Annotated in this window: 25 protein-coding genes; 13 read left to right on the top strand and 12 right to left on the bottom strand. The window is 72.7% G+C overall.

What is annotated here, in order from left to right; all coding sequences use genetic code 11:
- Window positions 1-37: 37 nt before the first annotated feature.
- Together ABS735_RS19675 and pgm are read left to right on the top strand one after the other, a co-directional pair.
- Complete coding sequence (locus ABS735_RS19675; protein ID WP_373903105.1) at window positions 38-466, top strand: hypothetical protein; 429 nt, start codon at window positions 38-40, stop codon at window positions 464-466.
- A gap of 100 nt (window positions 467-566) precedes the next feature.
- Window positions 567-2,207 carry a phosphoglucomutase (alpha-D-glucose-1,6-bisphosphate-dependent) gene (gene pgm, locus ABS735_RS19670; protein WP_373903106.1) on the top strand — a complete coding sequence of 547 codons (1,641 nt, stop codon included), beginning with the start codon at window positions 567-569 and terminating at the stop codon, window positions 2,205-2,207.
- A 39-nt stretch (window positions 2,208-2,246) separates the two neighbouring features.
- On the opposite strand, the gene ABS735_RS19665 is transcribed toward pgm, so the two are convergent.
- Complete coding sequence (locus ABS735_RS19665; protein WP_373903421.1) at window positions 2,247-3,443, bottom strand: cytochrome P450; 1,197 nt, start codon at window positions 3,441-3,443, stop codon at window positions 2,247-2,249.
- A gap of 457 nt (window positions 3,444-3,900) precedes the next feature.
- On the opposite strand from ABS735_RS19665, the gene ABS735_RS19660 reads away from it, so the two are divergent.
- Window positions 3,901-4,374 (top strand): ATP-binding protein, encoded by a 474-nt coding sequence (locus ABS735_RS19660; protein ID WP_373903107.1) that lies wholly within the window; start codon window positions 3,901-3,903, stop codon window positions 4,372-4,374.
- A 763-nt stretch (window positions 4,375-5,137) separates the two neighbouring features.
- Here ABS735_RS19660 and ABS735_RS19655 read toward each other — a convergent pair.
- Window positions 5,138-5,689, bottom strand: a complete 552-nt coding sequence (locus ABS735_RS19655) for a GNAT family N-acetyltransferase (protein WP_373903108.1) — start codon at window positions 5,687-5,689, stop codon at window positions 5,138-5,140.
- Window positions 5,690-5,832: 143 nt separating this feature from the next.
- Between ABS735_RS19655 and ABS735_RS19650 the strand changes: the two genes are divergently transcribed.
- The 4 genes from ABS735_RS19650 to ABS735_RS19635 all read left to right on the top strand — a co-directional run bounded on the left by ABS735_RS19650 (window position 5,833) and on the right by ABS735_RS19635 (window position 10,803).
- On the top strand, window positions 5,833-7,737 hold the full coding sequence (locus ABS735_RS19650; RefSeq protein WP_373903109.1) for a SpoIIE family protein phosphatase: 1,905 nt from the start codon (window positions 5,833-5,835) through the stop codon (window positions 7,735-7,737).
- A 263-nt stretch (window positions 7,738-8,000) separates the two neighbouring features.
- On the top strand, window positions 8,001-8,678 hold the full coding sequence (locus ABS735_RS19645; RefSeq protein ID WP_476755843.1) for a hypothetical protein: 678 nt from the start codon (window positions 8,001-8,003) through the stop codon (window positions 8,676-8,678).
- 112 nt (window positions 8,679-8,790) lie between these two features.
- Window positions 8,791-9,471 carry a class F sortase gene (locus ABS735_RS19640; protein WP_373903110.1) on the top strand — a complete coding sequence of 227 codons (681 nt, stop codon included), beginning with the start codon at window positions 8,791-8,793 and terminating at the stop codon, window positions 9,469-9,471.
- A gap of 180 nt (window positions 9,472-9,651) precedes the next feature.
- Window positions 9,652-10,803: a SchA/CurD-like domain-containing protein gene (locus ABS735_RS19635; protein WP_373903111.1), complete on the top strand. Its 1,152-nt coding sequence runs from the start codon at window positions 9,652-9,654 to the stop codon at window positions 10,801-10,803.
- Between the two features lie 81 nt (window positions 10,804-10,884).
- Here the strand turns inward: ABS735_RS19635 and ABS735_RS19630 are convergent, their stop codons facing one another.
- The gene (locus tag ABS735_RS19630) at window positions 10,885-11,913 is read right to left on the bottom strand and encodes a methyltransferase (protein WP_373903112.1); all 1,029 of its coding nucleotides are present in this window, start codon (window positions 11,911-11,913) and stop codon (window positions 10,885-10,887) included.
- Window positions 11,914-11,959: 46 nt separating this feature from the next.
- Window positions 11,960-13,030 carry a right-handed parallel beta-helix repeat-containing protein gene (locus ABS735_RS19625; RefSeq protein WP_373903113.1) on the bottom strand — a complete coding sequence of 357 codons (1,071 nt, stop codon included), beginning with the start codon at window positions 13,028-13,030 and terminating at the stop codon, window positions 11,960-11,962.
- Between the two features lie 144 nt (window positions 13,031-13,174).
- Between ABS735_RS19625 and ABS735_RS19620 the strand changes: the two genes are divergently transcribed.
- The gene (locus ABS735_RS19620) at window positions 13,175-13,969 is read left to right on the top strand and encodes a restriction endonuclease (RefSeq protein WP_373903114.1); all 795 of its coding nucleotides are present in this window, start codon (window positions 13,175-13,177) and stop codon (window positions 13,967-13,969) included.
- 74 nt (window positions 13,970-14,043) lie between these two features.
- Entirely contained in the window at window positions 14,044-14,580 is a 537-nt protein-coding gene (locus ABS735_RS19615) for a cysteine hydrolase family protein (RefSeq protein ID WP_373903115.1), read from the top strand.
- Window positions 14,581-14,622: 42 nt separating this feature from the next.
- Here ABS735_RS19615 and ABS735_RS19610 read toward each other — a convergent pair whose 3' ends face one another.
- The gene (locus ABS735_RS19610; RefSeq protein WP_373903116.1) at window positions 14,623-15,114 is read right to left on the bottom strand and encodes a DUF5949 family protein; all 492 of its coding nucleotides are present in this window, start codon (window positions 15,112-15,114) and stop codon (window positions 14,623-14,625) included.
- 103 nt (window positions 15,115-15,217) lie between these two features.
- Window positions 15,218-15,934, bottom strand: coding sequence for a FadR/GntR family transcriptional regulator (locus ABS735_RS19605; protein WP_373903117.1), 717 nt, complete (start codon window positions 15,932-15,934; stop codon window positions 15,218-15,220).
- 137 nt (window positions 15,935-16,071) lie between these two features.
- Here ABS735_RS19605 and ABS735_RS19600 point away from each other — a divergent pair, with 137 nt between their 5' ends.
- The 3 genes from ABS735_RS19600 to ABS735_RS19590 all read left to right on the top strand — a co-directional run bounded on the left by ABS735_RS19600 (window position 16,072) and on the right by ABS735_RS19590 (window position 19,033).
- Window positions 16,072-17,001 (top strand): dihydrodipicolinate synthase family protein, encoded by a 930-nt coding sequence (locus ABS735_RS19600; RefSeq protein WP_373903118.1) that lies wholly within the window; start codon window positions 16,072-16,074, stop codon window positions 16,999-17,001.
- 92 nt (window positions 17,002-17,093) lie between these two features.
- Entirely contained in the window at window positions 17,094-18,587 is a 1,494-nt protein-coding gene (locus ABS735_RS19595) for a sialate:H+ symport family MFS transporter (protein ID WP_373903119.1), read from the top strand.
- Window positions 18,588-18,661: 74 nt separating this feature from the next.
- Window positions 18,662-19,033, top strand: a complete 372-nt coding sequence (locus tag ABS735_RS19590) for a transglycosylase family protein (protein WP_373903120.1) — start codon at window positions 18,662-18,664, stop codon at window positions 19,031-19,033.
- Between the two features lie 178 nt (window positions 19,034-19,211).
- Here ABS735_RS19590 and ABS735_RS19585 read toward each other — a convergent pair whose 3' ends face one another.
- The 6 genes from ABS735_RS19585 to ABS735_RS19560 all read right to left on the bottom strand — a co-directional run bounded on the left by ABS735_RS19585 (window position 19,212) and on the right by ABS735_RS19560 (window position 24,282).
- A complete protein-coding gene (locus ABS735_RS19585) occupies window positions 19,212-20,534 on the bottom strand; it encodes an LLM class flavin-dependent oxidoreductase (RefSeq protein WP_373903121.1) in 1,323 nt (440 codons plus the stop codon).
- Window positions 20,531-21,325, bottom strand: a complete 795-nt coding sequence (locus tag ABS735_RS19580; RefSeq protein ID WP_373903122.1) for an ABC transporter ATP-binding protein — start codon at window positions 21,323-21,325, stop codon at window positions 20,531-20,533. Before ABS735_RS19580 ends, ABS735_RS19585 begins: the two co-directional genes overlap by 4 nt.
- On the bottom strand, window positions 21,301-22,158 hold the full coding sequence (locus tag ABS735_RS19575) for an ABC transporter permease (RefSeq protein WP_373903123.1): 858 nt from the start codon (window positions 22,156-22,158) through the stop codon (window positions 21,301-21,303). Before ABS735_RS19575 ends, ABS735_RS19580 begins: the two co-directional genes overlap by 25 nt.
- The gene (locus tag ABS735_RS19570) at window positions 22,155-23,231 is read right to left on the bottom strand and encodes an ABC transporter substrate-binding protein (protein WP_373903124.1); all 1,077 of its coding nucleotides are present in this window, start codon (window positions 23,229-23,231) and stop codon (window positions 22,155-22,157) included. Before ABS735_RS19570 ends, ABS735_RS19575 begins: the two co-directional genes overlap by 4 nt.
- A gap of 50 nt (window positions 23,232-23,281) precedes the next feature.
- Window positions 23,282-23,356 carry a putative leader peptide gene (locus tag ABS735_RS19565; protein ID WP_352157278.1) on the bottom strand — a complete coding sequence of 25 codons (75 nt, stop codon included), beginning with the start codon at window positions 23,354-23,356 and terminating at the stop codon, window positions 23,282-23,284.
- 86 nt (window positions 23,357-23,442) lie between these two features.
- Window positions 23,443-24,282: an ABC transporter ATP-binding protein gene (locus tag ABS735_RS19560; RefSeq protein WP_373903126.1), complete on the bottom strand. Its 840-nt coding sequence runs from the start codon at window positions 24,280-24,282 to the stop codon at window positions 23,443-23,445.
- 199 nt (window positions 24,283-24,481) lie between these two features.
- Between ABS735_RS19560 and ABS735_RS19555 the strand changes: the two genes are divergently transcribed.
- Window positions 24,482-25,552 carry an SCO7460 family lipoprotein gene (locus ABS735_RS19555; RefSeq protein WP_373903127.1) on the top strand — a complete coding sequence of 357 codons (1,071 nt, stop codon included), beginning with the start codon at window positions 24,482-24,484 and terminating at the stop codon, window positions 25,550-25,552.
- Window positions 25,553-25,574: the final 22 nt, after the last annotated feature.

Here is a 25,574-nt window from a genome sequence, read left to right as displayed (position 1 = left end):
CGCGTTTGCCGACGCGGTGAGGGGCAAGGCGGTGTCCATGAGCGATCCGAACAAGGACACGAACAACAAGCCCACCAGCACGCGGACCGCCGAGTCCAAGGCGCGCGGCGCCGCAGAGAAGGCGACCGCGCCCGCCTCACGGGCGGGACAGGCCGCCGCAGGCAAGGCAGGTGACGCCGCGTCGGCTGCCAAGGCCGGCGCCCAGCGTTCCGCCGACGCCGCGAGCGGCGCCGTCCAGACGGCGGCCAAGGGCGTCGTGGCCGGCCGCCAGGCCGTCGTCACCGCCTCCGGCCAGGTCGCGGCCACGGCGAAGACCGCGTGGACCGTCATCGCCCACCGCAAACTCGTCGCCGTCGGCGTGGGCGCCGGCCTCACCGCCGTGAGCGCCGCGTCGTACGCCGTGGGCCGCCGCGCCGGACGGCACACGCACGGGCCCCTCACCCGTCTCACCGGCGGCCGGATCTGACACCGGCCGGAACGCACCGCGCCACTGCCACCGCCGCTGCCCGGACAGGGGAAGATGGGACCCGCGAGCGAAGTCCCGACCGACGCGGAGGAGTGGGCGCATGCAGCACGACCGAGCCGGAAAGCCGGCCGGCCCCGAGGACCTGATCGACGTCGCCCGGCTGGTGACGGCGTACTACGCCCTGCACCCGGACCCGGCCGAGCCGGGGCAGCGCGTGGCCTTCGGGACGTCCGGGCACCGGGGTTCGTCCCTGGCGGCGGCCTTCAACGAGGACCACATCGCCGCCACCAGCCAGGCCATCTGCGAGTACCGCTCCGCACAGGGCACCGACGGCCCGCTCTTCCTGGGCGCCGACACCCACGCCCTGTCCGAGCCCGCGCGGGTCACCGCGCTCGAGGTGTTCGCCGCCAACGACGTGAGCGTCCTCATCGACGGCGCGGACGGCTACACCCCCACGCCGGCGGTCTCCCACGCCATCCTCACCCACAACCGGGGCCGCACCTCGGGCCTCGCCGACGGTGTGGTCGTCACCCCCTCGCACAACCCGCCCGCCGACGGCGGCTTCAAGTACAACCCGCCGCACGGCGGCCCCGCGGGCTCGGACGCCACCTCATGGATCCAGGACCGGGCCAACGAGATCATCACGGCCGGGCTGAAGGACGTACGCCGTGTCCCCTACGCGCGGGCGCTCGCCGCGCCCGGCACCGGCCGCTACGACTTCCTCGACGCCTACGTCCGCGACCTGCCCAGCGTCCTCGACCTCGACGCGATCCGCTCGGCCGACGTGCGCATCGGCGCCGACCCGCTGGGCGGCGCCTCCGTCGCCTACTGGGGCCGGATCGCCGAACAGCACCGCCTCGACCTGACGGTGGTCAACCCGCTCGCCGACCCGACCTGGCGGTTCATGACGCTGGACTGGGACGGCAAGATCCGCATGGACTGCTCGTCGCCGCACGCCATGGCCTCACTCATCGAGCAGCGGGACCGCTTCACCATCGCCACGGGCAACGACGCCGACGCCGACCGCCACGGCATCGTCACCCCCGACGGCGGCCTGATGAACCCCAACCACTACCTCGCCACCGCCATCGCCTACCTGTACGCCCACCGCACCGACTGGCCGGCCGAGGCGGGCGTCGGCAAGACGCTGGTGTCCTCCGGCATGATCGACCGGGTCGCCGCCGACCTCGGCCGGCGGCTGGTCGAAGTACCCGTGGGCTTCAAGTGGTTCGTGGACGGGCTGGTCGACGGTTCCCTCGGATTCGGCGGCGAGGAGTCCGCCGGGGCGTCTTTCCTGCGCCGGGACGGCTCCGTGTGGACCACCGACAAGGACGGCATCATCCTCGCCCTGCTCGCCTCCGAGATCACCGCCGTCACCGGCAAGACACCCTCCGAGCACTACGCCGCGCTCACCGCCCGCTTCGGCGAACCCGCCTACGCCCGCATCGACGCCCCCGCGACCCGCGAGGAGAAGGCCCGCCTGGCCAAGCTGTCCCCGGCCCAGGTCACCGCCGACACCCTCGCCGGGGAACCGGTCACCGCCGTGCTCACCGAGGCGCCGGGCAACGGTGCCCCCATCGGCGGCATCAAGGTGACCACCGAGAACGCCTGGTTCGCGGCCCGCCCCTCCGGCACCGAGGACGTCTACAAGATCTACGGCGAGTCGTTCCGCGGCGCGGACCACCTCCGGCAGGTGCAGGACGAGGCCAAGGTCGTCGTCCTCGGCGCCCTGGGCGGCTGACGGCGTACCGCCGACCCCGTACCGGAGTCCCCGGGCCGGTCAGCCACGGCCGGCCTGGGGGAGCGCCACGGTCAGGTCGCGGATCTCGTAGCCGTCGATGGCCTCCTGGAACGTGACACGCGGTGCCCCGCTCATCCGGACGCCGTCGAGGGCGAACAGGCGGCTGAGGAACACATCGGTCTCCAGCAGGGCGATGTGCGCCCCGGGGCACCGGTGCGGCCCATCGCCGAAGGAGAGCCCCGCACCGACCGCCTCGGCGCGGTCCGGCCGGACGAGCAGCGGGTCGTCGCCCACGGCCTTCGGGTCGGCGTTGGCGTCGTCCACGTGGACCTCGACGTACTCGCCGGGGCTCACCGTCACCGGTCCGTCGGGGCAGAGCAGCTCCAAGGACTCGGTGACCCGCCTGCGCAACCGCCCGATGACGGGCTCCAGCCGCAGCAGCTCCTGGAGGACGGCGAGGCGCCCCGCCTCGTCCGCCGACCGGTAGTGGCCGAGCAGCTCGGCGTCCGAGAACAGGTGCCAGGCGGCCAGGCACACGAACTCGCGCGTGGTGACCATGCCGGCCGCCGCGAACGTCAGGCACTCACCGAGGATCTCGACGTCCGAACAGCCCTCCGCGATCAGGTGGGAGATCAGGTCGTCGTGCTCACGGCGCCGGTGCGCGCGGATCGCGGGGCGGACGTCGGCCAGGTGGATGCGGAGCCAGTTGGTGTTCTGCCGCACCAGCCAGTACAGGCCCCGGAGACTGGTCAGTCCGGGCTCGCCGAACTCCTCCGGGAAGAACCGCTCCAGCCTGCGACGGATGCCGGGCCTGCTGTACCGCAGGCCGACGACCTCGCTCACCACGCCGATGGCCAGACCGAAGGCCAGATCGGAGAGCGGGGCCCGGCCGGCCGAGCGCAGGGCAGCCAGCTGCTCCTCGGCGATCCGCACCATCAGTTCGCGGTAGTGCTCGTCCACCCGGCGGGGCGTGAAGTAGCGGGCGGTCTGCCTGCGGTGCTCCCGGTGCTCGGGGCCGTCCCGGTAGAGCACGGGCCGGCGGACGCGCGGCGGGAGCTTCTCCACCGTCTCGATGCCGAGACCGGCCTGCACGGTGCCCGGTCCGCGCAGCAGGGCCCGCGCGACGGCGAAATCGTGCACCTGCCAGGTCCCGTCCGCCGCCCGGCCGACCGGGCACGTCGGCCCGGCCCGCCCCCGGCCGGCCTTCCGCGCGGAGACCCGTCCGTCCTGCACCACGTGGCCACCCCCCACTTCGGCCGCGCGGCCCCCGTGGCCACCCGGCTCGACGACATGGTCAACAGGATCGGCCACGCGCCCGACGCTGACCAGCCCCGGAAACCGCCGAGTCGACACCCCCGGATCGGGTGCGCCGTTCGGGTCGCCGTGCGAGGCTCCGTTGAGGAACGTGAACAGATCGACTACGAGTGGTCCTGCGCCGGGACACTGGCCGCGTGGGCCCCGGACCACCCCACCGATCCGGACCGTGCGCAGGCACTCGAGGCGGACACCGCCCATCGCGACGGGTGCTGCCGGGCTACCGGGACTCCTTCGGCTTCCTCTGTCCGGTCCTGCGCCCGACGGACGCCTGACGCCGCTGTCACGGAGGGTCCGTGTCGAGGCGGGTGATGTTCGCCGGATTCGGGGGTAGACGGGCTGGCGTAAACGGTCAAGGCTCAGGAAGAGGGCGGATCGGATGGACGGGGCTGCCCACATCGGGGACCGGCTGAGAGAAGTGCCGGTCAAGGTTTCGGCGGAGTACGAGGGCATTCCCGGCGACATCGCCCGGGGCCGGGAGCTGGCCCGGGGGTTCCTGGCACGAGTGCGGGCGGCGCAGGGGGCCAGGGTGTCCGACCGCGCGGTGGATGTGGTGCAACTGGTGGTCAGCGAGCTGCTGACGAACGCCTGCAAATACGCGCCCGGCCCCTCGACGGTCGATCTCGAGCTGGCCGAGGACCGGGTGGAAGTCACGGTGTGGGACAGCGAGCCGGTGCTGCCCGTGCCCGAGACCCCGAACCCCGACCGCGTCGGCCGGCACGGGCTGGAGATCGTCATGGCCGTCTGCCAGAGCTTCGAGGTGCACAGGGAACCGGTCGGCAAGCGCATGAGGGCCGCGGTGCGGCTCGCCGACGACCTGCAGACCGCGGCCCCCCTCGGCCGCTCGGCCTGACCCGCCCGCGACGGCACGCCATCCGCGTCCGCGGAGACAGGCCCCAGCGTCCGCGGCGACACGCCACTCGCCCTCCGCGGCGGCACGCCACCCGCCTGCGCGGCGACACGCCACTCGCCCTCCGCGGCGGCACGCCATTCGTGTCTGCGGCGGCAGGCCACTCGCCCTCTGCGGCGGCACGCCATCCGCCTGCGCGTCGACACGCCACTCGCCCTCCGCGGCGGCACGCCACTCGCCCTCCGCGGCGGCACGCCATTCGCGTCCGCGGCGGCACGCCACTCGCCCTCCGCGGCGGCACGCCATCCGCCTGCGCGGCGGCAGGCCACTCGCCCTCCGCGGCGGCACGCCATTCGCGTCCGCGGCGGCAGGCCACTCGCCCTCTGCGGCGGCACGCCATTGGTGTCTGCGGCGACACGCCACTCGCCCTCTGCGGCGGCACGCCACTCACCTCCGCAACGGCGCCCACCGGCGCGTCGCGGCCCCACGGAGTCGCCGTTCCCCGCCCGAAGCCGCATCCGGGCACCACGACGACGCGCCGCACCCGCTGAGGTGCCGACCGCCGCCGACCGCCGTCCGGCCGGTGCGCCGAGTCCACCGCGGTTCGTGGCGTCGCTCACCGCTCGCCGCACCTCCCGCCGTACGGCCGCCGATGCGCGGTGTCGTGACCGGGACCGGCGCTGCCGGCGGTCCGAGCCGCTCCGCCTTGCCACACTGGCGGCCGGGGCGCCACGCATCCCGGCCGGCTGCATCGGGCGGCCCCCGCCTACCGCCCGCCGGGCCGATGGTCCCCGGCCCGGATCCGGTACACGACGCAGCGGCGCAGTGGGCCCTCGGGGATCTCCGGGTCGTCGAAGTCGTCGGCCGGGTCGTGGGTCATGCCGATGCGGTCCATCACCGCCCGGGAGCGCAGATTGCCGGCCGCGGTCACCGCGAGCACCTCCGGCGGCCCCAGTCTCTCGAAGGCGTGCGACACCACCGCTCGCGCGGCCTCGGTGGCATAGCCGTGCCCCCAGGCCGGGCGGGCCAGACGCCAGCCCGCCTCCACGCCGGTGAACGGCATGCCCTCCTCCACGGGATCCAGCCCGGCGAACCCGATGAACTCGCCGGTGGCGGCGATCTCCACCGCCCACCAGCCCCAGCTCCGCCGGTCCAGGTCAGCCTGGAAGCGGGCCACGGACGCCTCGCTCCGCTCCCGTGTCAGCACTTCCGGGAAGTACGCGCGGACCACCGGATCGGCGTTCATGGCCGCCCACGGGTCCAGGTCGGACGCCCGCCAGCCGCGGAGCACAAGACGATCGGTTCGAAGTTCGGACATCACGTGAACGTACGGGGAACCGGCCGGACGGAGCGACCCGTTTACGTGATCCGGCCCTCCCCCCTTCGGCCGCGTGGAGCGGTTCATCCGCGCCCGCCGGGGGAACCTGGCGGGATGGACGGCATCGGAAGGCTGTGAGGGTCGTGACGTCACGCTGGGCGGGCCACCGGGACGGCGAGGAACCAGGGCACGACGAGGCGGACGGCGCACCGGAGTCCGCGGAGCCCGACTTCCCCCGTGCCGTCCTGCGCGCCCTCGGCGCCGGTGTGCTCACCCTCGGTCCCACCGCCCGGATCACCTCGGTGAACCCCTGGGCCGAGCAGCTGCTGGGACGCTCGGAACAGGAGATGCTCGGGCACGACGCGCACGACCTCCTGCACCGGCACGCCGACGGCAGCCCCGTGCCGCGCGAGCGGTGCGCGCTGCGCAGCCCCCTGCACGGCGTGCCCGCCGAGGAGGGGAGCGACGAGTACTTCCAGCGGGCCGACGGCACCACGGTCCCCATCATCTGGGCGACCACCCCCCTCGTCCGCGAGGGACGACAGGAAGGGCTGGTCCTGGTCTTCCACGACTTCAGCCTGCACCGCACCACCGCAGAGGAGACCGAGGCGCGGACCGCCGCCCTGGAGGCCCTCACCGCCCAGCTGCACCTGGTCGCCGAGGTCTCCACGGTGCTGGTCCCCACCGAGCGCACCTCCACCACGCTCCGCCGTCTCGTACGGCTGCTGGTGCCGGAACTGGGCCAGTGGGCGGCGGTCGACGTCTACCAGGGGCAGTCGGACGTACTGGAACGGGTCGCCGTCCGCAGCAGCACCCAATCGGACCGGGCCAGATCACTGCACGGGCCGATGACCTCGCTGCCGGACCAGGCCCGCGCCGCGCTGACCCTGCTCATCAAGGGCGACCGGCCCGTCCCGCTGAGAGCCGAGGAACTGTGCCGGGACCCGGAGCACCCGCTGTCCGCCACCCACCGGGTGCTGTTCGAACGGCTCGGCGGCCACGCGGCCGTCGCCATCCCCCTGCGCACCCGGCAGCGGTCCTACGGAATCCTGACCGTGGCCCGTGCCGGGGAGCGCCCCGCGCACACCGAGGCCGAGGTCGCCCTGCTGGCCGACATCGGCCGCCGCGTCGGGCTGGTCCTGGACAACGCCCGGCTCTACCACGAGCAGCAGAACGTCGCCGAGACCATGCAGCGCCAGCTCCTGACCCCTCTCCCGCAGGTCGACCACCTCCGGATGGCCGCCCGCTACTGGCCCGCCGAGAGCGCCATGGAGGTCGGCGGTGACTGGTACGACGCCTTCCTCCTCGGTGACGGTGTCATGGCCCTGGTCATCGGGGACGTCGTCGGGCACGACCTGCAGGCCGCCGCCCACATGGCCGAGGTCCGCAACATGCTGCGCGCCCTCGCCTGGGACCACCAGGAGCCGCCCAGCGTGATCATGCGTCGCCTGGACGAGGCCGTGACCAACACCAGCGACGCGCCCATGGCCACCCTCGTCTTCGCGCGCGTCGAAGGCGCCGAAGGCGGCCCCTGGCGGCTGCACTGGGTCAACGCCGGTCATCCTCCGCCCCTGCTGATCACCCAGGACGGCGGGACCCGCTTCCTGGAGGGCGGCCACGGCCCGCTCATCGGCATGAGCGCCACCCTGCGCCTCGGCCTGGACTGGCCCGACACACGCGAGGAACTCCCGCCGGAGAGCATCCTCCTGCTCTACACCGACGGTCTGGTGGAGAGCCGCGAGCGCCCGATCGACGTGGGCATGGACCAGCTCCGCCACCACGCCGGCGTGCTGGCCCGGCGGCTGGACAGGTGGAGCGTCGACGACTTCTGCGACGAGCTGCTCGCGCGTATCGCGCCCCGCGGTGACGACGTCGCCCTGCTCGCCCTGCGCCTGCCCGCCGCCGGCATGGGTGCCCCCGGCGACACCGAACCGCCCCCGCCGCCCCAGTCCGGGCACAGCGAGGCCACCCCCGACCGGGCTGCTCCCGGCTCCCGCCGCCAGGAGCCCCAGGTGCAGGACCCGACCCACACGGACCCGGAGGAGTAGCGGCCCCGGAGGGTGAGCGGGTGCGGGTGACAGGCCGTCGCAGGACGACACCTCGTCCGGGCCGACCCAACTGCACTGCTGCCGGGTCCTGTTCGTGCCACCGCCGGGAAGCTGCCCCGGCACCCGAACGGGCGGGGGGTTCACCCGGCTGAGCGGCTTGAGTGGTGCGAGACGGGCGGCAGGCTGACGGTGATTCACGTCGGGGCCGGGTCACCTCAGCTGACGAAGCACCAGCTGCCCGGTCGTGACGGAAGGAACCTCAGATGCGTTCTGCTCGCATGCTCCTGACCACGGCGGCGGCCTCGGCCGTCTTCGTCCTCGGCGCGCCCGGCGCCTACGCCGCGGTCGGTGGCGACTGGGACCACGACGACTCTTCCTACAGCAAGGAGCACGACGACGGAAGCAAGCACGACGAGCCGCGCGGCGGGATGCACACCGGCGGTGGCGCGCTGGCCGCGGTGAGCGAGGGCGACTGGGACCACGACGGTGCCTCCTCCGGCAAGGAGCACGACGACGGAAGCAAGCACGACGAGCCGCGCGGCGGGATGCACACCGGCGGTGGCGCGCTGGCCGCGGTGAGCGAGGGCGACTGGGACCACGACGGTGCCTCCTCCGGCAAGGAGCACGACGACGGAAGCAAGCACGACGAGCCGCGCGGCGGGATGCACACCGGCGGCGGTGCGCTGGCCGCGGTGAACGAGGGCGACTGGGACGGCGGCGGCCGCGAGTCCAAGGAAGGCGGCTCGCAGACCTACAAGCAGGACGAGGGCGAAAGCTCCAGGGGCGGCGGCGACCACGAGAAGCCGCACGGCGGGATGCACACCGGCGGCGGCGGACTGGCCACGCCGACCACGACCGCGGGCGGGCTGGCCGTCCTGGCCGTCGCCGCGACCGGCCTGTACGCCGTCCGACGCAAGAAGTCGGCCGACGGAGTGGCGTAAGCCGTGCCGGGCGCGATAGCAGCCGGGCCGCCACCCAGGAACCACGGGGCGGCCCGGCTCGCCCCGCCCACCGTGTCCGCCCCGCCGCCGTGCCCCAGTGAGGTCGTCACCGATGCCAGTCCCCCCTTCCGCCCCAGCCCCCGCCGACGACGAGACTTCGGCCGGTGAGGGGTCCCGCTCCGGTCTGATGGTGCTGTGCGCCGTGGCCCTGCTGATCCTGGCGGTGAGCCTGGTCGGCGGCAACGACACGTCCGCCGACTCCTCCCGCCCCCCGCTGCCCGCGCGGCCCGGCACCTCGGCCTCGTCCGTCCCGCCCGCGACCGGCGCGGCGGGATCCGCCCTGCCCCGGTCGAAGCCGGTGCGCCTGCTGATCCCGGAGATCTCCGTCGACGCCCCCTTCACCGACCTCGCCCTCAACGACAAGGGGCAGCTCCAGCCGCCGCCGGCCGGTGACACCAACCTGGTCGGCTGGTACGCCAAGGGCGCGTCCCCCGGCGAGAAGGGAACCTCGATCATCGCCGGGCACGTGGACACGAAGACGTCGGCCGCCGTCTTCGCCCGCCTCGACCAGCTCGACAAGGGCGACAAGTTCCAGGTCGAGCGCGCGGACGGGCGCAAGGCGACCTTCGTGGTCGACAGCCTGGAGACCTTCGCCAAGGACGAGTTCCCCAGCGAACGCGTCTACGGCGACGCCGACCGGCCCGAGGTGCGGCTCATCACCTGCGCGGGCGACTACGACCACAAGGCCAAGGACTACACGGACAACCTGGTCGTCTTCGCACACCTCACCTGAGGCACCTCACCTGAGGCACCTCACCTGAGGCCGCGCCCACCGGCCGTCCGCGGTGCCGGTCACCCGCGCAACGCACACGGGTCGCGCGCCGTCGGGGCCGGGCACAGGATCGAGGCAAGCCGGCGTCGCATCACCGCGGCCGACGTTCAGTTCCGCCCCCGCGAAGGAGATGTGCGCAGGATGACCACCACGCCCACCCCTGCTTCCGAACCGCTGACGCGACAGCTGTCGCACCAGGTCTCCCAGTCCGTCTTCGACGGCTCCCGACTCCGCGTCGTCCTCCTGGTCGAGGTCTACGACGGAGCCCAGCAGCAGTTCCTCGAGACGTACGAGAACCTGCGCAGCCACGTCGAGTCCGTCCCGGGACACATCGGCGAGCAGCTGTGCCAGTCCATCGAGAACCCCTCCCAGTGGCTCATCACCAGCGAGTGGGAGAGCGCCCCGCCGTTCCTGAACTGGGTGAGCAGCGAGGAGCACGTGCGGATGGTCAAGCCGCTGCACAGCTGCGTACGGGACACCAGGTCGCTCCGCTTCCACGTGGTCCGCGAGACCGGCCACTCGGAGACGGGCGCCGAGACCGGCCGGGGCGGACTGCAGTCGGAGCCCCGCGTCGGCGACGGTGTCATCCGGCACGCGCTCACCTTCACGGTGAAGCCGGGCAGCGAGGAAGCGGTCGGCAAGATCCTCGCCGACTACGCCTCGCCCGAGCCGCGGGTCGACGACACCACCCGGCTGTGCCGTACGTCCCTGTTCCTGCACGGCAACCGGGTGGTGCGGGCCATCGAGGTGCGCGGCGACCTGCTCGCGGCCCTGCGGCACGTGGCCGAGCAGCCCGAGGTGCGGGCCGTCGAGGAGGCCATCAACCCGTACCTGGAGCGGGACCGGGACCTCGGCGACCCGGAGTCCGCCCGGGTGTTCTACACGCGGGCGGCGCTGCCCGCCGTCCACCACGTGACCGCGGGGGAGGAGAGCGGGGCGGCGCAGCGGCACGCGCTGTCGTACCCGGCCCGTCCGGGCTGCGGCATGCGGCTGGCCCAGCTGCTCGCCCAGCACGACGAGACGGCGGCGGACGATCCGCGCAGCCCCGTCCTGTGCAGCACCATCTTCCAGCGCGACGACGTCGTGGTGCGGCTGGTCGACGTACGGGGCGACCTCCACGACGGCGATCCAGCGGTGACTCTCGGTCTTGCGGACCCCGGCCGGGTGTCCGAGCTGACGACCCTTCTGGACGGCTTCACGGACGCCGGCTCCCCGACGGGCGGCGGACTCGTCCGCGCTCTCGAGGGCGCCCGGATGGAGCTGGTCACCGACCGGCGCGCGCCGGACGCCTGAACGGCCCGCACACACGCGTCGGCCGCCGGACCGCCACATCGCGGTTTCCGGCGGCCGACGCGTGTGCGTCCGCGGGTCGGCTCACTCAGGCACGGTGCAGTCGAAGGCGTGCAGGTACGGGTTGACCGGGCGGATGTCGTCGATGACGAGGCCCGCGTCGGTCAGCCTGCCGACCATGCTGTCGGTGGTGTGCTTGGCGCCGCCTACGTTGAGGAGCAGCAGCAGGTCCATGGCGGTGCTGAACCGCATCGAGGGGGTGTCGTCGACGAGGTTCTCGATGACGACGACCCGGGCCCCGGGACCGCCGGCCGCCATGACGTTGCGCAGGGCGCGGGCGGTGCTGTCGTCGTCCCACTCCAGGATGTTCTTGATGACGTACACGTCGGCCCGCACGGGGATGGCCTCGCGGCAGTCGCCCGGCACGATGCGGACCCGGTCCGCGAGCGAACCGCCCTCGCGCAGCCGGGGATCGGCGTTCTCCACCACCTGCGGCAGGTCGAGCAGGGTGCCCTGCATGGCCGGGTACTTCTCCAGCAGGCTCGCCACCACGTGACCCTGGCCGCCGCCGATGTCGGCGACCGAACTGCTCGCCGACAGGTCGAGGAGCGCGGCGACGTCCTGGGCCGACTGCCGGCTGGACGTCGTCATGGCGCGGTTGAAGACCTCGGCCGACTGGGGGGCGTCCTCGTTGAGGTAGGTGAAGAACTCCTTGCCGTACAGGCCCTCGACGACGTTGGAGCCGGTGCGCACCGCCTCGTCGAGCAGGGGCCAGGCGTCCCAGGTCCACGGTTCGGTGCACCACAGGGTGATGTTGCGCAGGCTGTGCGGGTCGTCCTCGCGCAGCAGACGGGACATGCCGGTGTGCGCGAACGTCCCGCCCCGGTGCTCGGTGAAGACGCCGTAGCAGGTCAGGGCGCGCAGCAGCCGGCGCAGCGGCTTGGGCTCGGTCTTCACCGCGGCCGCGAGGTCCTCCACGGCCATGGGGGTGTCGCCGAGCGCGTCGGCGACGCCGAGCCGTGCGGCCGCGCGGAGGGCGGCGGCACATGCCGCCCCGAACACGAGCTCCCTCAGCCGCATGGGCGGGGGCGGGGCAGTCTGTGCGGTCGTCATGTGCCGCGTTCCTTCCTTCTTCGGTCCACGGGTGGTTACGGCCGGCTCAGCACAGGCCCGCGGGCTTGGAGGCGCCGCAGGTGTTGCGGGTGAAGGTGTTGCTCTTGGCGGTGTCGCCGGTCCCGGCGTCGACCAGATCGGCGGGGGAGTTCTCTCGCAGCCGGTTGCCGTTGATCTCGTTCTCCGAGTTGGCGGCGCCCACCATGCTCGAGGCCAGGACGATGCCGCCCGACATCGACGACTTGCCCGAGTTGCCCTCGACCGTGTTGTCGGCGACCAGGACCTTCTCGACGCCGGTCAGGACGATGCCGGAACCCTGGAGTGCCTCCAGCCGGTCGGTCTTCGGGCACGACTTGTTGTTGCGCACGACGCGGTTGTCGCGCACGACCAGGTCACCGGCCTTGGGCGCGTTCTCGTCGCCGACGACGAAGACGCCCGCGCAGTTGCCGGTGATGTCGTTGCCCGCGACGGCGAGGTTGCGCAGGCGCCGCACGGTGACGCCGATCCGGTTGCCCTCGAGCCGGTTGTGCGCGACGAGCGTGCCCTCCGTGTCCGCGGCGCCCTCCTCGGTCTTGACGGTGTTGGCGAGGAAGATGCCCGCGTCGCCGTTGTCGCGGGCGGTGTTGCCGCGGATGATGCCGTGGACCGACCGCTCCTGGGCGATGCCCCAGACGCCGTTCTTCGCCGCGTTCACGTTCCGGACCGTGAGCCCGTCGGTGGCCATCGAGAACACACCGGTACGGGTGAACCCGGTCACCGTCAGGTCGGAGACGGTGATGCCCTTGACGTTCTCGTCCTTCGTGCCGATCACGCAGATGCCGTTGCCGCCCTCGGCACACGTGTTGGCGGCCGCCTTCTCGGTGCTGGGCTTGATGACCGTACTGCGGCCCATGCCCCGCAGGGTGAGCCCGGGGGTGCTCACCTTGACGCTTTCGTGGTAGGTGCCGGTGGTGACGAGGACGGTGTCGCCCGACTTGGCGGCGTCCACCGCCTTCTGGATCGACTCTCCCGGGTGGACCACGTGGGTCATGGGGACGGAGGACGCCGGAGCCGCACCGAGCCCCGTTCCGATCATCGCTGCGGTGCACGCAAGGTACACGACATGGCATTTCTTCATATTCCGAAAGGTATGCCCGAAATATTCCCCGACGGCTGGGATGAGCCATCCGACGGCGTGTCATGAACGGGCGCTGAACCGGTGGTTCTTGGGCACAAGGCCTACGTGATCTTCATGTCGGCCACCCGGGGAGGAGCGATCACCATGACCGTGCCTGAACGCCGTGTCCGCGACAGACGCGTGAGGCGTCGCTTCGACCTCCGGGCGACCACCGTGACGTTCGGTCTCGCCGCCATCGCCCTGGTCCTGGTGGGATGGGTCGTGCGCATGGCGTTCGACGTGGCGCAGCGGCGACCGGTCTGGGTGTTCGTCCTGGCGATCGGCGCGGTCGCGGCCGTCCTCCTGCGCCGGCGTGCCCGGAGCCGGAGCTCCGCCGGGCGGACGGCCCTCCGTACCACCGACGCCCTGGCGGCGGCCACGGCGACGGCACTGGACGAACTGGAGGAGGGGCGCGCGGCGGAACGGGTGGAGTACGCGCGCGGCGAGGAGACCACGGTGGTCGCCCCCGTCGAGCACGAGGAGCTGGATCCTTACGAGTTCGAGGAGGCGATAGCCGACCTGTGCCGGCGGGACGGGTGCGCCGAGGTCGAGGTGGTGGGCGGGGCGGGCGACCTCGGCGCCGACGTGCTGGCGGTGGCGCCCGACGGCCGGCGGATCGTCATCCAGTGCAAGCGCTACAGCGAGGACAACAAGGTCGGCTCCCAGGACCTCCAGCGCTTCGGCGGCACCTGCTTCACCGTGCACGACGCCGACGTGGCGGTCCTCGTCGCCAGCACCGACTTCACCGCACCGGCCGCCGACTACGCCGAGCGGTGCGGAATAGTCTGCGTGAACGAGGAGCGGCTGCGCGACTGGTGCGAGGGCGGCGGACCGGCGCCCTGGGAGCCGCCCGGGCCCGAGCAGGACGGGCCGGAGCCTTCCGACCGGGCCTCGTGGTGAGCCGGGCGGCTCACCCGCCCGCGGTCGGCGGGTGGAGCGGGGTTTCCGCGCCGCGCGGTGGCAACCTGGACGGCATGGGCAAGACCGCGCTGATCGTCATCGACATGATCAACACCTACGATCACCAGGATGCCGAGTACCTGATCCCCGCCGTGGAATCCGTACTGCCGAAGGTGACCGGCCTGCTGGACCGGGCGCGGCGGCAGGGCGTCCCCGTGATCTACGTCAACGACAATTTCGGGGAGTGGCGCTCGCACCACGGCGAGATCCTCGACAAGGCCCTCTCGGGGCCGCACTCCCGGCTCGTCGAGCCGCTGAAGCCAGACGAGTCCTCTCTCTTCGTGGTCAAGGCGCGCCACTCGGTCTTCTTCGAGACGCCGCTGACCTATCTGCTCCACCAGCAGGGAATCGACCGGCTCGTGCTGTGCGGGCAGGTGACCGAGCAGTGCGTGCTCTACTCGGCGCTCGACGCCCACATCCGCCATCTGCAAGTCATTGTGCCGCGGGACGCGGTCGCCCACATCCACGCCGATCTGGCGGACGCGGCGCTGCGCATGATGGAGCGGAACATGGGCGCCCGGGTGTGCGACAGCGGCGAGTTGTGGACGTGAGACGACCCGCCGCCACGCGGTGAGCGAAGCCGGTGCCCGGCGTCAGGTCCGCAGGCTGCGCACGGGCAGGACGACCTGCGCCGCCGTGGAGAGCGTGTCCTCGTGGTTGGCGAAGGCGGCGACCGCCGCACCGTCGCCGGGCTCGCCCCCGGACCAGGGGCGGGTGGCGAAGACGAGACAGGCGTACCCCCGTTCGTCCACCGCCGCCCGCCACTGCGGGGTGGGGACGAACTGGGCGTTGACGCCCGGCATGGTGAGGGCCGCCGCACCCGGTACGACGAGCAGGCCGACCGGCAGGTCGGGCAGGACGGTGCCGTCGAGGACGGTGTCGCCGCCCACGGCGATTCCGGAACGGCTCAGCAGCCCCTCGACGGCGGCCGGGGTCGCCTCCGGGCCGCCCTCCCCGTCGCCCAGGGAGCAGGCGAGGAGGAAGGGGACGTCGCCGTCGGGCGTCTCACGGCTCCAGGACATGATGACGAGCGTTCCGAGATCGGCGGTTCGCAGGGGACGCGGGGCAGTGGAGATCGAGGTCACCGCGAAACCGTAAGCGCGCGCGGGGACGCACCTGCCCGGCCGTCACCCGACTGGACGACACCCTCGCGTTTCTTCACACGAACGAGGGGTGCCCGCCGGCCGCTCAGTGCTGTGACAGCCGACCGCGGATGTCGTCGAAGTGCCGGTGCACGGCCCGCTCCGCGGCCTCCGCGTCGCCCGCGCGCACCGCGTCGACGATCCTGGCGTGCATACGGGCCAGTTCCTCGCCGTCGGCCGCCGAGCCGAGCCCCCGGGCCTGGGCGCGCACCCGGTGGAAGGCGCTCCAGAAGGCGTCGAGCAGTTCGCTGAGCAGATCGTTGTCCAGTGAGCGGTGCAGCACCCGGTGGAAGGCGCGGTCGGTGCGGGCCGCGATCTCGCCCGCCTCGTGCACCTCCGTGTGCATCGTCTCCACCAGCGCGTCCAGCTCGGCCAGGTCCTCCTCGGGGAGCCGGCCGGCCAGTTGGTGCATCAGCCCCGCCTCCAGCGCCTCGCGCAGTTGCAGCAGTTCGAGCAGGCTGCCCTGACCCCGGCGGTGCCCGACCACCGTGCGGAACGCCATGGCCTCGGTCATCGGCTCCAGCGACATGGTCCCGACGTAGGTCCCGAAGCCCCGCCGGATCTCGACGATGTGCATGGCCTGGAGGGACTTGAGGGCCTCCCGCAGCGAGTTGCGGCTGACGCCGAAACGCTCCATCAGCTCCGTCTCGGTGGGCAGCGGGTCGCCCGGGCCGAGGCCCTGTTCGACGATCAGCTCCTTGACCTTCTCCTCGGCGTCGGCGGCGACCGAGCCCATGTGACGTCCCCTCTCGACCCTTGACATCGCCTGCTCCGTCGTGTGTGACTCTAACAGGACGTGGGACATCCTACGTCCCCCGTCACGTCTGCCGTCACCAGGGGCTCGGCGCGCTGCTGCCCGCCGCCGCCCCGGGACGGGGACAGCACGACCTGGAGTACCGCATGCCCATCCCCACGCCGCTGAGCGGCGTCGTCCCCCCGGTCATCACCCCCCTCACCCCGAAGGGCGAGGTGGACACCGCCTCGGTGCGCCGGCTCACCGAGCACCTGATCGCGGCCGGTGTGCACGGCCTGTTCCTGCTGGGTTCCAGCGGCGAGGCCGCCTACCTCACCGACGCCCAGCGGCTGACCGCCCTGGAGACCGCCGTGGACGCCGCCGCGGGCCGCGTCCCGGTCCTCGCCGGGGTCATCGACACCACCACGGCCCGGGTCCTGGACCGGGCGGCCGACGCGGTCCGGGCCGGTGCCGACGCGCTCGTGGCCACGGCGCCCTTCTACACCCGCACCCACCCCGTGGAGGTCGCCGGCCACTTCCGGCGCGTCCGCGAGGATGCCGGGCTGCCGCTGTTCGCCTACGACATCCCCAGCGCCGTGCACACCAAGCTGCCCCGCGACGTCGTCCTCGACCTGGCCGGCGACGGCACCCTCGCCGGGCTCAAGGACTCCAGCGGCGACGAGGGCTCCCTGCGCCGCCTGCTGGTCGAGCTGCGCCGCCGCGCCCCCGGCTTCACCGTGCTCACCGGCTCCGAACTCACCGTCGACGGCGCGCTGCTCGCCGGCGCCGACGGCGTCGTGCCCGGCCTCGGCAACGTCGACGCCCACGGCTACGTACGCCTCTACGAGGCCGCCCGGGCCGGCGACTGGGCCGCGGCCAGGGCCGAACAGGACCGGCTCGCCGCCCTGTTCGCCCTCACCGAGGCGGGCGACCCCGCCCTGATGGGCGGCAGTTCCAGCGCGCTCGGCGCCTTCAAGGCCGCCGCCCACCTGCTGGGCCTCATCGACTGCCCGGCCACCGCCGCACCGCAGGTACCGCTCGACGCGCCGGCCGTGGCCCGGGTCCGCGACCGGCTCACCGAGGCCGGCCTCCTGTGAGCCGGTCGCGGACCGGGCCGGTGACCGCCGAACCCGGCCCCGCCCGCCGCTCCCGTCCCTGACGCGCGTCTCCCCACCCGCATAGGATCGCCATGTCATCTGCGCGCACCACCCCGACCTTGCCGCCCTGGTACCGCGAGATCACCCGGGAGAAGTGGAAGTCCTTCTTCGCCGCCTGGATCGGTTACCTCCTCGACGGCTTCGACTTCGTCCTCATCACCCTCGTGCTGACCGAGATCGCCGACGACTTCGGGCTGTCGACCGTCGAGTCCGCCAGCCTCGTCTCCGGAGCCTTCATCACCCGCTGGCTCGGCGGTGCCGTGCTCGGTGCGCTCGGTGACCGGTTCGGCCGCAAGAGTGCCATGGTGGCCAGCATCCTGCTGTACTCGGTCGGTACCTTCGCCTGCGGCTTCGCCTGGGACTACACCAGCCTGTTCACCGCCCGCCTGCTCATCGGCATGGGCATGGCCGGCGAGTACAGCGCCAGCGCCACCTACGTCCTGGAGAGCTGGCCCGCCCGGCTGCGCAACCGCGCCTCCGGATTCCTCATCTCCGGCTTCTCGCTGGGCGGCGTCCTGGCGGCCGAGGTCTACGAGCACGTGGTGCCCGGCCACGGCTGGCGCTGGCTGTTCTACATCGGCCTGTTCCCCGTCGTCGTCGCGCTGTGGGTACGCCGCGCGCTGCCCGAGGCCGACGACTGGGAGGCGCGGGTGGGGGCGACCGGTGAACGGCCCAACCCCTTCCGGCCGCTGTTCGCGGGACGCCGCCGGCGGACGGTCAACACGGTGCTCGCGGTCGTCGCCACGGGTTCGCTCTTCGCGGTGTTCACCCCGCTCGGCGCGGGCGCCGTGCCGGTGCTCTCCGTCCTGGCGACGGCCTGTCTCGTCGCCTTCGCGGTACAACTGGGCGGCCGCAAGCGGTGGGTGCTGTTCGTCGCGCTCTGCGTCACCGTCTTCTGCGCCTTCCTCTACAGCTGGCCGGTCCAGGCGCTGCTGCCCACCTACCTCAAGACCGAGCTGGGCTTCACCCCGGCACAGGTCAGCGACGCGCTCTACTACGCCGGGTTCGGCACGATGGCGGGCTGCATCGTCACCGGCTTCATCGGTGACCGGTTCGGCACCCGCAGGGCCTACGCCTGCACCCTGGTGGTGGGCATCGCCTTCGTCTTCCCCGTCTTCGCGATCCGGGACAGCCAGCTCCAGCTGGGCATCCTGCTGTTCCTGATGCTCGCCTGCATGCAGGGCATCTCCGGGCTGCTGCCCAAGTTCATCGCGGGGCACTTCCCGACCGAGACCCGGGCCGCGTCCCTGGGCTTCACCTACAACGTCGGCGCGCTGGGCGGCGCCGTCGCCCCGGTGCTCGGCGCCAAGCTGGCGTCGACCATGTCCCTGGGCCAGTCGCTGGCCGTGCTGACCTTCTCGCTGACCCTCGTGGTGATCGTGCTGATCGGCTTCGACGTCCCGAGCCGGCTCAACCGGCTCGTCGACAAGGAGGCGGTCCCGGACTACCTCGCCGCCCGAGCGGTGGTGCCGGACAGCCCGGGGCGCATACGGTCGGCGCCGTCAACCGGTGGCGGGGCTGGGTGATTCGGTGCTCCGACTGGCCCAAGGCGGGGTGGTCCTGTGCGGCGACGACCGGTCACCTGATGTAACAGTCTCTTATGATCTGTAGACGAAACGATCGTCAGAGCGACGTGCGCGGTTCGCGTGGCCGCAGGATCCGAATCCGCACCGCCGCGGTGACCCTGGTCGCCGCCACCGCCCTCGGCGCGACCGGCCAAGCGGTGGCCGCGCCGTCGGCGCCCCTGCGCACCGACTGGGACGCCATCGCCGCGTGCGAGTCCAGCGGCAACTGGCAGGCGAACACCGGCAACGGCTACTACGGCGGCCTGCAGTTCGCGCGGTCCAGCTGGATCGCGGCCGGCGGCCTCGAGTACGCCCCGCGCGCCGACCTCGCCAGCCGCGCCGAGCAGATCGCCGTGGCGGAACGCCTGGCCCGGATCCAGGGGATGGGCGCCTGGGGCTGCGCCTGACCACGACCGCCGTCCGTGCCGGTTGACCGGGGTAACCCGTGGGCGTGCACTTGCGGCCGATCACCGCCGCTCCCGTTTTCCCCGAGCGGCGGACGGGCAGTGCCCCCGGCGGGGGAGCCGAGTGGCGGTCCCGGACGTTGCGTACGCCGATACGTCCGGGACCGCCGCCCCGGGCCCCTCAGCGGACGGGTTCCGCGGCCGGCCGCGGCAGACCGTAGTGCTCGCGCAGCGTGGTGCCCTCGTACGCGCCGCGGAACAGGCCCCGCTGCCGCAGGATCGGCACCACCTGGTCGGCGAAGAGGTCGAAGCCACCGGTCAGCCAGGGCGGCATGATGTTGAAGCCGTCGGCCGCCCCGTGCTCGAACCACTCCTGGACCTGGTCGGCGACCTGCTCGGGCGTGCCGGCCACCACGCGGTGACCACGGGCGCCCGCGAGACGGTGCAGGAGCCGGCGGACGGTGGGCTGTTCGCGGTCGATGATGTCCAGGACCAGCCGGAAGCGGCTGCCGTTGCCGCGCTCGCCCCGGGTCTCGATGAGCTGCCGGGGCACGGGACCGTCCAGCTCGGCGGCGCTCAGCTCGAGACCCAGCAGGCGCTGGAGCAGCTGGAGCGAGTACTCGGGCTGGGTGAGGTCGTCGAACTCCTTGTGCAGCGCCCGTGCCTCCGCCTCGGTCGAGCCGATGAACGGGCTGATGCCGGGCAGCACGATCACCCGGTCCGGATCGCGGCCCAGCGCCGCGGCCCGCGCCTTGAGGTCGGCGTAGAACTCCTGTCCGCTGCGGAGCGTCTGGTGCGCCGTGAAGACGGCCTCGGCGTACGCGGCGGCGAAGGAGCGGCCGTCCTGCGACGACCCGGCCTGGACGTACACCGGACGGCCCTGCGGGGAGCGCGGGAGGTTCAGCGGTCCGCGCACCCTCAGGTGGTGGCCCTTGTGGTTGATCTCGTGGATGCGCTCGGTGTCGGCGAACAGACCGGTCTTCTGGTCGACGACGAGTGCCTCGTCCTCCCAGCTGTCCCACAGCTTCGTCACGACGTCCACGAACTCCCGTGCGCGGTCGTACCGTTCGGCGTGCGCGGGATGTTCGTCGAGGCCGAAGTTCCCGGCGGCCTGCGGGGCGCCGGTGGTGACGATGTTCCAGCCCGCCCGGCCCCCGCTGAGATGGTCGAGCGAGGAGAAGAGACGGGCCAGGTTGTACGGCTCGGTGTAGGTGGTCGAGGCGGTGGCGATCAGGCCGATGCGTTCGGTGGCGGCGGCGAGGGCCGACAGCCACGTGAAGGGTTCGAGCCGGAAGCGGCTGGCGTAGCGCACGTTGTCCGCCAGGGACGGGCCGTCGGCGAAGAACACGGCGTCGAAGGCGGCCGCCTCGGCCCGGCGGGCGAGGTCCTGGTAGAAGCCGATGTCCAGGATGCGGTCGGGATCGGTGCCGTGGTGACGCCAGGCGGCCTCGTGGTGCCCGCCCGGGTAGACGAACAGGTTCAGGTGCAGTTTCCGGGCGCTCATGCGGCCTTCTCCTCGTCGTTGCCGTCGTTGCCGTCGTTGCCGTCGACGCCGCCGGAGGTGTCCACTCCCAGCCGCGCCAGCAGCCGGCCGCGCAGGGCCGCGTACGCCGAGCCGCCGTGCGGGCGCGGCGTCGGCAGCTCCACGGGAAGGTCGGCCGCGATCCGGCCCCGGTCCAGCACCACCACCCGGTCCGCGAGCGCGATGGCCTCGTCGACGTCGTGGGTGACGAGCAGCACGGCGGGCCGGTGCCGCTCGCACAGCCGCCGCAGCAGCGCGTGCATTTTGGTCCGGGTCAGTGCGTCCAGCGCGCCGAACGGTTCGTCGGCGAGCAGCAGTCGAGGTTCGCGTACCAGAGACCGGGCGAGCGAGACGCGCTGCTGTTCACCACCCGACAGCTCCACGGGCCAGGCGCGTTCGCGCCCGGCGAGCCCGACCTCGGCGAGGGCGTCCCTGGCCCGGTCCCCGGCGAAGGGGCCGGGCAGGCCGAGGACGACGTTGCCGAGCAGCCGCTTCCAGGGCAGCAGCCGCGCGTCCTGGAAGACGACGGACACATGGTCGGGCGCGGTCAGGCCGCCGCTGCCCGATACCTCGTGGTCGAGCCCCGCCAGGGCCCGCAGCAGCGTGCTCTTGCCGGAGCCGCTGCGGCCGAGGAGCGCCACGAACTCACCGGGTGCGATGGACAGGTCGAGCCCGTCCAGCACCCTGCGTGCACCGAAGGAACGCACCAGGTTCTCGATGCGGACCGCCGCGCGGTCCCCGGTCGTCTTCAGCCCGCCAGCGTGCGCCGCCATGACAGGGCCCTCCTCTCCACGAGCCGTACGAGTGCGTCGGAGACCAGGCCGAGCAGGCCGTACACGACGAGACCGACGATGATGACGTCGGTCTGCCCGTACGTCCGCGCCAGCTCCATCATGTAGCCGATGCCACTGGTGGCGTTGACCTGCTCCACCACCACCAGGGCCAGCCAGGCCGAGGTCACCGCGAAGCGCATGCCGAGCAGGAAGCCGGGCAGGGCGCCGGGGAGGACGACGTGCCGGACGAAGGCGAACCGGCCGAGGCGTACCGTCTCGGCGAGTTCCGCGTAGCGGCTGTCGATGGTGCGCAGTCCGTTGTGCGTGTGGATGTAGACCGGCACGAGAACACCGAGGGCGATCGTGACGACCTTCATCGTCTCGCCGATGCCGAACCAGAGGATCAGCAGCGGGATCAGGGCCAGGGACGGAATGGACCGCTTGATCTGCACCGGCCCGTCGATCAGGGCCTCGCCGACGCGGCTGAGACCGGAGACGAGCGCGAGCACCAGCCCGGCCGCGACGCCGAACAGCAGGCCCAGGAGGGCCCGTTGGGCGGAGGTGCCGAGGTGGGACTGGAGTTTGCCGCTGTCGACGAGCTCGCCCGCGGTGCCGGCGACGGTCCACGGCGCGGGCAGACTGCGGACGTCGAAGAGGCCGAGTCCCGAGCCGGCCGCCCACAGCGCGAGCAGCAGCACGGGGCCGATCGCCCAGCCGTACGGGACGGCCCTGCCCGGGCCCGGGCGCCCGCGGCGTGAGTGTCGGGGGCGGACCGCGACCGGTGCGGGAGGCGCCGCCGCAGGCGCCTGCTTCTCGAAGGTCGTGGTGCTCATGACGACGTCCCCTCACCGGCGACGGCCTGCGCGGCCACCGCCTCGTAGCGGCGGTCGAAGAGCAGGTCCGCGTCGAAGGGCTCACGGTCCTGTTCCTCGGCCAGCAGGTCGATGGTCTGCTGCTGCCGGTGGATGGCCTCGGTCCAGTCCGCCGGCAGGTCCGGATGACCGACACGCCGCACGAGGTATTCGCCGTCCTCGCGGCTGAGGCCCTGGTCCTTCACGTAGTAGCCCGCCACCCATTCCTTCGGGTGCCGGTCGATCCATATCTGCGCACGCGCCCAGAACTTCACCAGTTCGCGGACGGCAGCCGACTTGTCGGCGTCGGCGACGGATTCGGTCAGCGCCCACAGATGCGCCGGGTCGTCCCGTAGGCCGTGCTTGATCGTCGAGCCGCCCTCCTTTCCGTAATTCGCCAGATAGCGCTTGATGTTGACGTCCGCGATGGGGGCGGCGTCCACCTGGTGGTTCCCCAATGCCGTGGGATAGACGTCACCGGTGCTGGCGAGTTCGACGAGTTCGACGTCCTGCTGGGTGAGCCCGGCCTTGTCCAGGATGCGCAGCACCAGCGCGCCCTGGGCCTGTCCCGGGCTGTAGGCGATCTTCTTCCCGCGCAGGTCCGCGAGGGTCCTGATGCCGGAGCCCGGGGCCGTGCCCAGTTCGTAGACGGGGTTCTCGAGGGGATCCGTGCGGAACTTCACCGCCACGAGCTTCGTGTCCAGGCCCGTCCAGTGCGCGTTGATCGACGGGATGTCCGCGGCCGAGCAGACGTCGAGGGCGTCGGCGCGGAAGGCCTCGGAGCACTGGGGGCCACCGCTGATGTTGGCCCACTTCACCTTGAAGGGCAGGCGGTCGATCTGTCCCGACAGTTCGAGGGCGACCTTGAGGTCGGGCGCCCCGACCGTGAGTGTGGTGTCGCGGGCGACCGCGGCCGGGATCCGTTCGTCCGAGAGGTCCCGGCCGGCCGTCGTGGACTGTGCCGGCGTCACGCAGGACGTGAGGACGAACGGAAGGGCCAGTGCGGCCAGGAGGGAAAGGCGCCGGAATCCGGGCATGCGTGTGCGAGAGGTCATTACGGCCTTCACGGGATACGGGAGAAAAGGGGGCAGCCGGGCGGTGGGGTTCAGCTACACACCGCGGTCGCGACGCGCATCAGATCGATGGCGCGCCGCTTCGTGAACTGCCGGGATTTCCGCATGCCGTGGACGCTAACCAGGGGGTGAAACCCGGTCAAGGCCTACCCGGCGGCTCCGCCGGGACCGCAACGACACCTTCGTGGGCGTGTCATGTTCCGGAAACGCTTCGGCCCGAATAGGCCGACCAGCGGCCGTCGCGCCGGGCCACCGTGATGTCCCGGCCGAAGCAGGCGGTCAGCAGGGAGTCGGTCAGGACCTCGCCCACCGCACCCCGGGACAGGATCCGGCCCTCGCGCAGCAGCAGGGCGTGGCTGACGGCCGGGAACAGCTCCTCCAGGTGGTGGGTGACCGTCACGGTGGCCAGCTGCGGCCGCCCCTCGGCCAGCTGGTGCATCGCCTCGACGAGGTCCTCGCGGGAGGGCAGGTCCAGGGCGTTGAACGGCTCGTCCAGGAGCAGCAGGGCCGGATCGGCCATCAGCGCCCTGGCGATCAGCACCCGCGCCCGCTGCCCGCCCGAGCAGACCCCGTACGGCCGGTCGGCCAGCTCCTTGACGCCCAGCTCGGTCAGCAGGTCGCGGGCGCGGAGGCGGACCTCATCGTCGTACGTCCGCCACAGGGGCTGCACGGTGCCGCTGTGGCCGGTGAGCACGACCGCGTGGGCGGTGAGGTCCTGCGGCACCCGCTGGGCGGAGTTGACGTGGCCGATGCGCGCCCGCAGCTCGCGGACGTCCACCCGGCCGAGCCGGCTGCCGAGGACCTCGACCGTGCCCGTGGTGGGGTGCATGAGCGCGCCGAGCAGCCGCAGCAGGGTGGTCTTCCCGGCGCCGTTGGCCCCCAGCAGCGCCCAGTGCTCGCCCGGCCGGACCGTCCAGTCGACGCCGTCGAGGATCAGCTGGTCCGTGGTGAAGCGGCGCACGCTCACGTCCCGGAGGCGGAGCACGGCCGCCTCGTGCTCGTTCACCCGGGAGTTGGCTGTCTGGCCGGTCATGCCGTGGCTCCTTCGCGCGCGGGACACCCCTCGGTCGGTCACCGTGCACAGTAGATGTACTCACCACGCGCCTGCCGGACCGTCCGTTTCCTGGACGGTGAGCGGCGGCACTCAGCGCGCGGATGAGTCCCCGTACTCATCCGCGGCACCGGGCCCGGCTCCTATCGTGACGGCGTCGGTGGGACACGGAGAGGGAACCATGGGGCGTCGGCGCACGGCACGGGGGAGCGGACGGCGACGGACGCGGCGCGTCGGCGGGAGCCTGGTGGCGCTGCTGGCCGGGCTGCTGGTCACCGGCTGTGCGGCGTTCGACACGGACGACGACGTACGGCGGGCCCGGGAGCTCGCCGACGAGCTGTACCCCGGCGAACTCGACGTCGTCGACGCCCGCATCCTGTTCCCGGAGACCACCGGCTCGGAGGTCACCCTGTCGATCGCCGACGACCCGTACGCGGCCGTCAGATTCCGGGTGGACGCGGCCAAGGACCGCTGCGACGGCGGCCCGGACTGCGCGGACGCCCTCCGCAAGGCGGTGGACCGGGCCCGGCGGGAGGCCGGGCAGCTGCGCGCGATGCGCGAGGCCTTCGACGGCTGCGGGCACCCGGTCCTCGCCACGGACGAGAAGCTGACGGCCCCCTGGATCGAAGCACGGGTGACCGACGAGACGCTGGACGACGTCCTCACCCGCGTCGGCGCCTGCGCACAGCGCTGGGTCACGGCCCGCGCGGAGCAGGACCCCCGGGTGGCAAAGGGCTGGGTGACCGTCAACGTCGCGGCCCCCGGCACGGCCGACGGCCTCCCGGCCGCGAAGAGCGCGCTGCCCGCAGTCCTGCGGTTCACGCACGGACCGAGGCTCGCGGCCCTGGCGGGCAGGCCGTACTACGTGGCCGCGTACCCGGTCGGGGACGACGCCGGCCGCACCGTCGACGCGGCCTCCGCCGGCCTGCGGATCGTGTCGCCCTTCGAGGAGAGGCAGGCCTTCTCCCGGCGGATCGACGCGTCGGTCCTGCCCGCGCTGCGCGCGACGTACCCGGACGCCGTGACGAGCGGCGGGGCGGGTACGGGGGTGTGGCGACTGGAGCCGGGGACCGTCCACCGTATGCGCGGATACGTGCTGTTCTGCGAGCGGCCGCCCGCCGACGGCAAGCAGTGCTTCGGGGATCTGGCGGCCCTGGTGACCTCGGATCCGAAGGGCCGGGACGCCGAGGTCGTCCGGGTGCTCACGGACATCCGGGACGAGCACGGGGTCCTGCGCCTGCCTCCGCAGTGACGGAGGCAGGCGCAGGACCCGG

This window comes from Streptomyces sp. MMCC 100 (assembly GCF_041538145.2).
GTDB lineage: Bacteria > Actinomycetota > Actinomycetes > Streptomycetales > Streptomycetaceae > Streptomyces.
Note: the sequence above shows the minus strand (reverse complement) of the source record. Positions and strands in the feature narration are given on the sequence as shown.

Bases quoted from the DNA above. Each gene is read 5' to 3' on its own strand.
- ABS735_RS19675 (WP_373903105.1), top strand. From the start codon at position 38: ATGAGCGATCCGAACAAGGACACGAACAACAAGCCCACCAGCACGCGG.
- pgm (WP_373903106.1), top strand. From the start codon at position 567: ATGCAGCACGACCGAGCCGGAAAGCCGGCCGGCCCCGAGGACCTGATC.
- ABS735_RS19660 (WP_373903107.1), top strand. From the start codon at position 3,901: ATGGACGGGGCTGCCCACATCGGGGACCGGCTGAGAGAAGTGCCGGTC.
- ABS735_RS19655 (WP_373903108.1), bottom strand. From the start codon at position 5,689: ATGTCCGAACTTCGAACCGATCGTCTTGTGCTCCGCGGCTGGCGGGCG.
- ABS735_RS19645 (WP_476755843.1), top strand. From the start codon at position 8,001: ATGCGTTCTGCTCGCATGCTCCTGACCACGGCGGCGGCCTCGGCCGTC.
- ABS735_RS19640 (WP_373903110.1), top strand. From the start codon at position 8,791: ATGCCAGTCCCCCCTTCCGCCCCAGCCCCCGCCGACGACGAGACTTCG.
- ABS735_RS19635 (WP_373903111.1), top strand. From the start codon at position 9,652: ATGACCACCACGCCCACCCCTGCTTCCGAACCGCTGACGCGACAGCTG.
- ABS735_RS19630 (WP_373903112.1), bottom strand. From the start codon at position 11,913: ATGACGACCGCACAGACTGCCCCGCCCCCGCCCATGCGGCTGAGGGAG.
- ABS735_RS19625 (WP_373903113.1), bottom strand. From the start codon at position 13,030: ATGAAGAAATGCCATGTCGTGTACCTTGCGTGCACCGCAGCGATGATC.
- ABS735_RS19620 (WP_373903114.1), top strand. From the start codon at position 13,175: ATGACCGTGCCTGAACGCCGTGTCCGCGACAGACGCGTGAGGCGTCGC.
- ABS735_RS19615 (WP_373903115.1), top strand. From the start codon at position 14,044: ATGGGCAAGACCGCGCTGATCGTCATCGACATGATCAACACCTACGAT.
- ABS735_RS19605 (WP_373903117.1), bottom strand. From the start codon at position 15,934: ATGTCAAGGGTCGAGAGGGGACGTCACATGGGCTCGGTCGCCGCCGAC.
- ABS735_RS19600 (WP_373903118.1), top strand. From the start codon at position 16,072: ATGCCCATCCCCACGCCGCTGAGCGGCGTCGTCCCCCCGGTCATCACC.
- ABS735_RS19595 (WP_373903119.1), top strand. From the start codon at position 17,094: ATGTCATCTGCGCGCACCACCCCGACCTTGCCGCCCTGGTACCGCGAG.
- ABS735_RS19590 (WP_373903120.1), top strand. From the start codon at position 18,662: ATGATCTGTAGACGAAACGATCGTCAGAGCGACGTGCGCGGTTCGCGT.
- ABS735_RS19585 (WP_373903121.1), bottom strand. From the start codon at position 20,534: ATGAGCGCCCGGAAACTGCACCTGAACCTGTTCGTCTACCCGGGCGGG.
- ABS735_RS19580 (WP_373903122.1), bottom strand. From the start codon at position 21,325: ATGGCGGCGCACGCTGGCGGGCTGAAGACGACCGGGGACCGCGCGGCG.
- ABS735_RS19575 (WP_373903123.1), bottom strand. From the start codon at position 22,158: ATGAGCACCACGACCTTCGAGAAGCAGGCGCCTGCGGCGGCGCCTCCC.
- ABS735_RS19570 (WP_373903124.1), bottom strand. From the start codon at position 23,231: ATGACCTCTCGCACACGCATGCCCGGATTCCGGCGCCTTTCCCTCCTG.
- ABS735_RS19560 (WP_373903126.1), bottom strand. From the start codon at position 24,282: ATGACCGGCCAGACAGCCAACTCCCGGGTGAACGAGCACGAGGCGGCC.
- ABS735_RS19555 (WP_373903127.1), top strand. From the start codon at position 24,482: ATGGGGCGTCGGCGCACGGCACGGGGGAGCGGACGGCGACGGACGCGG.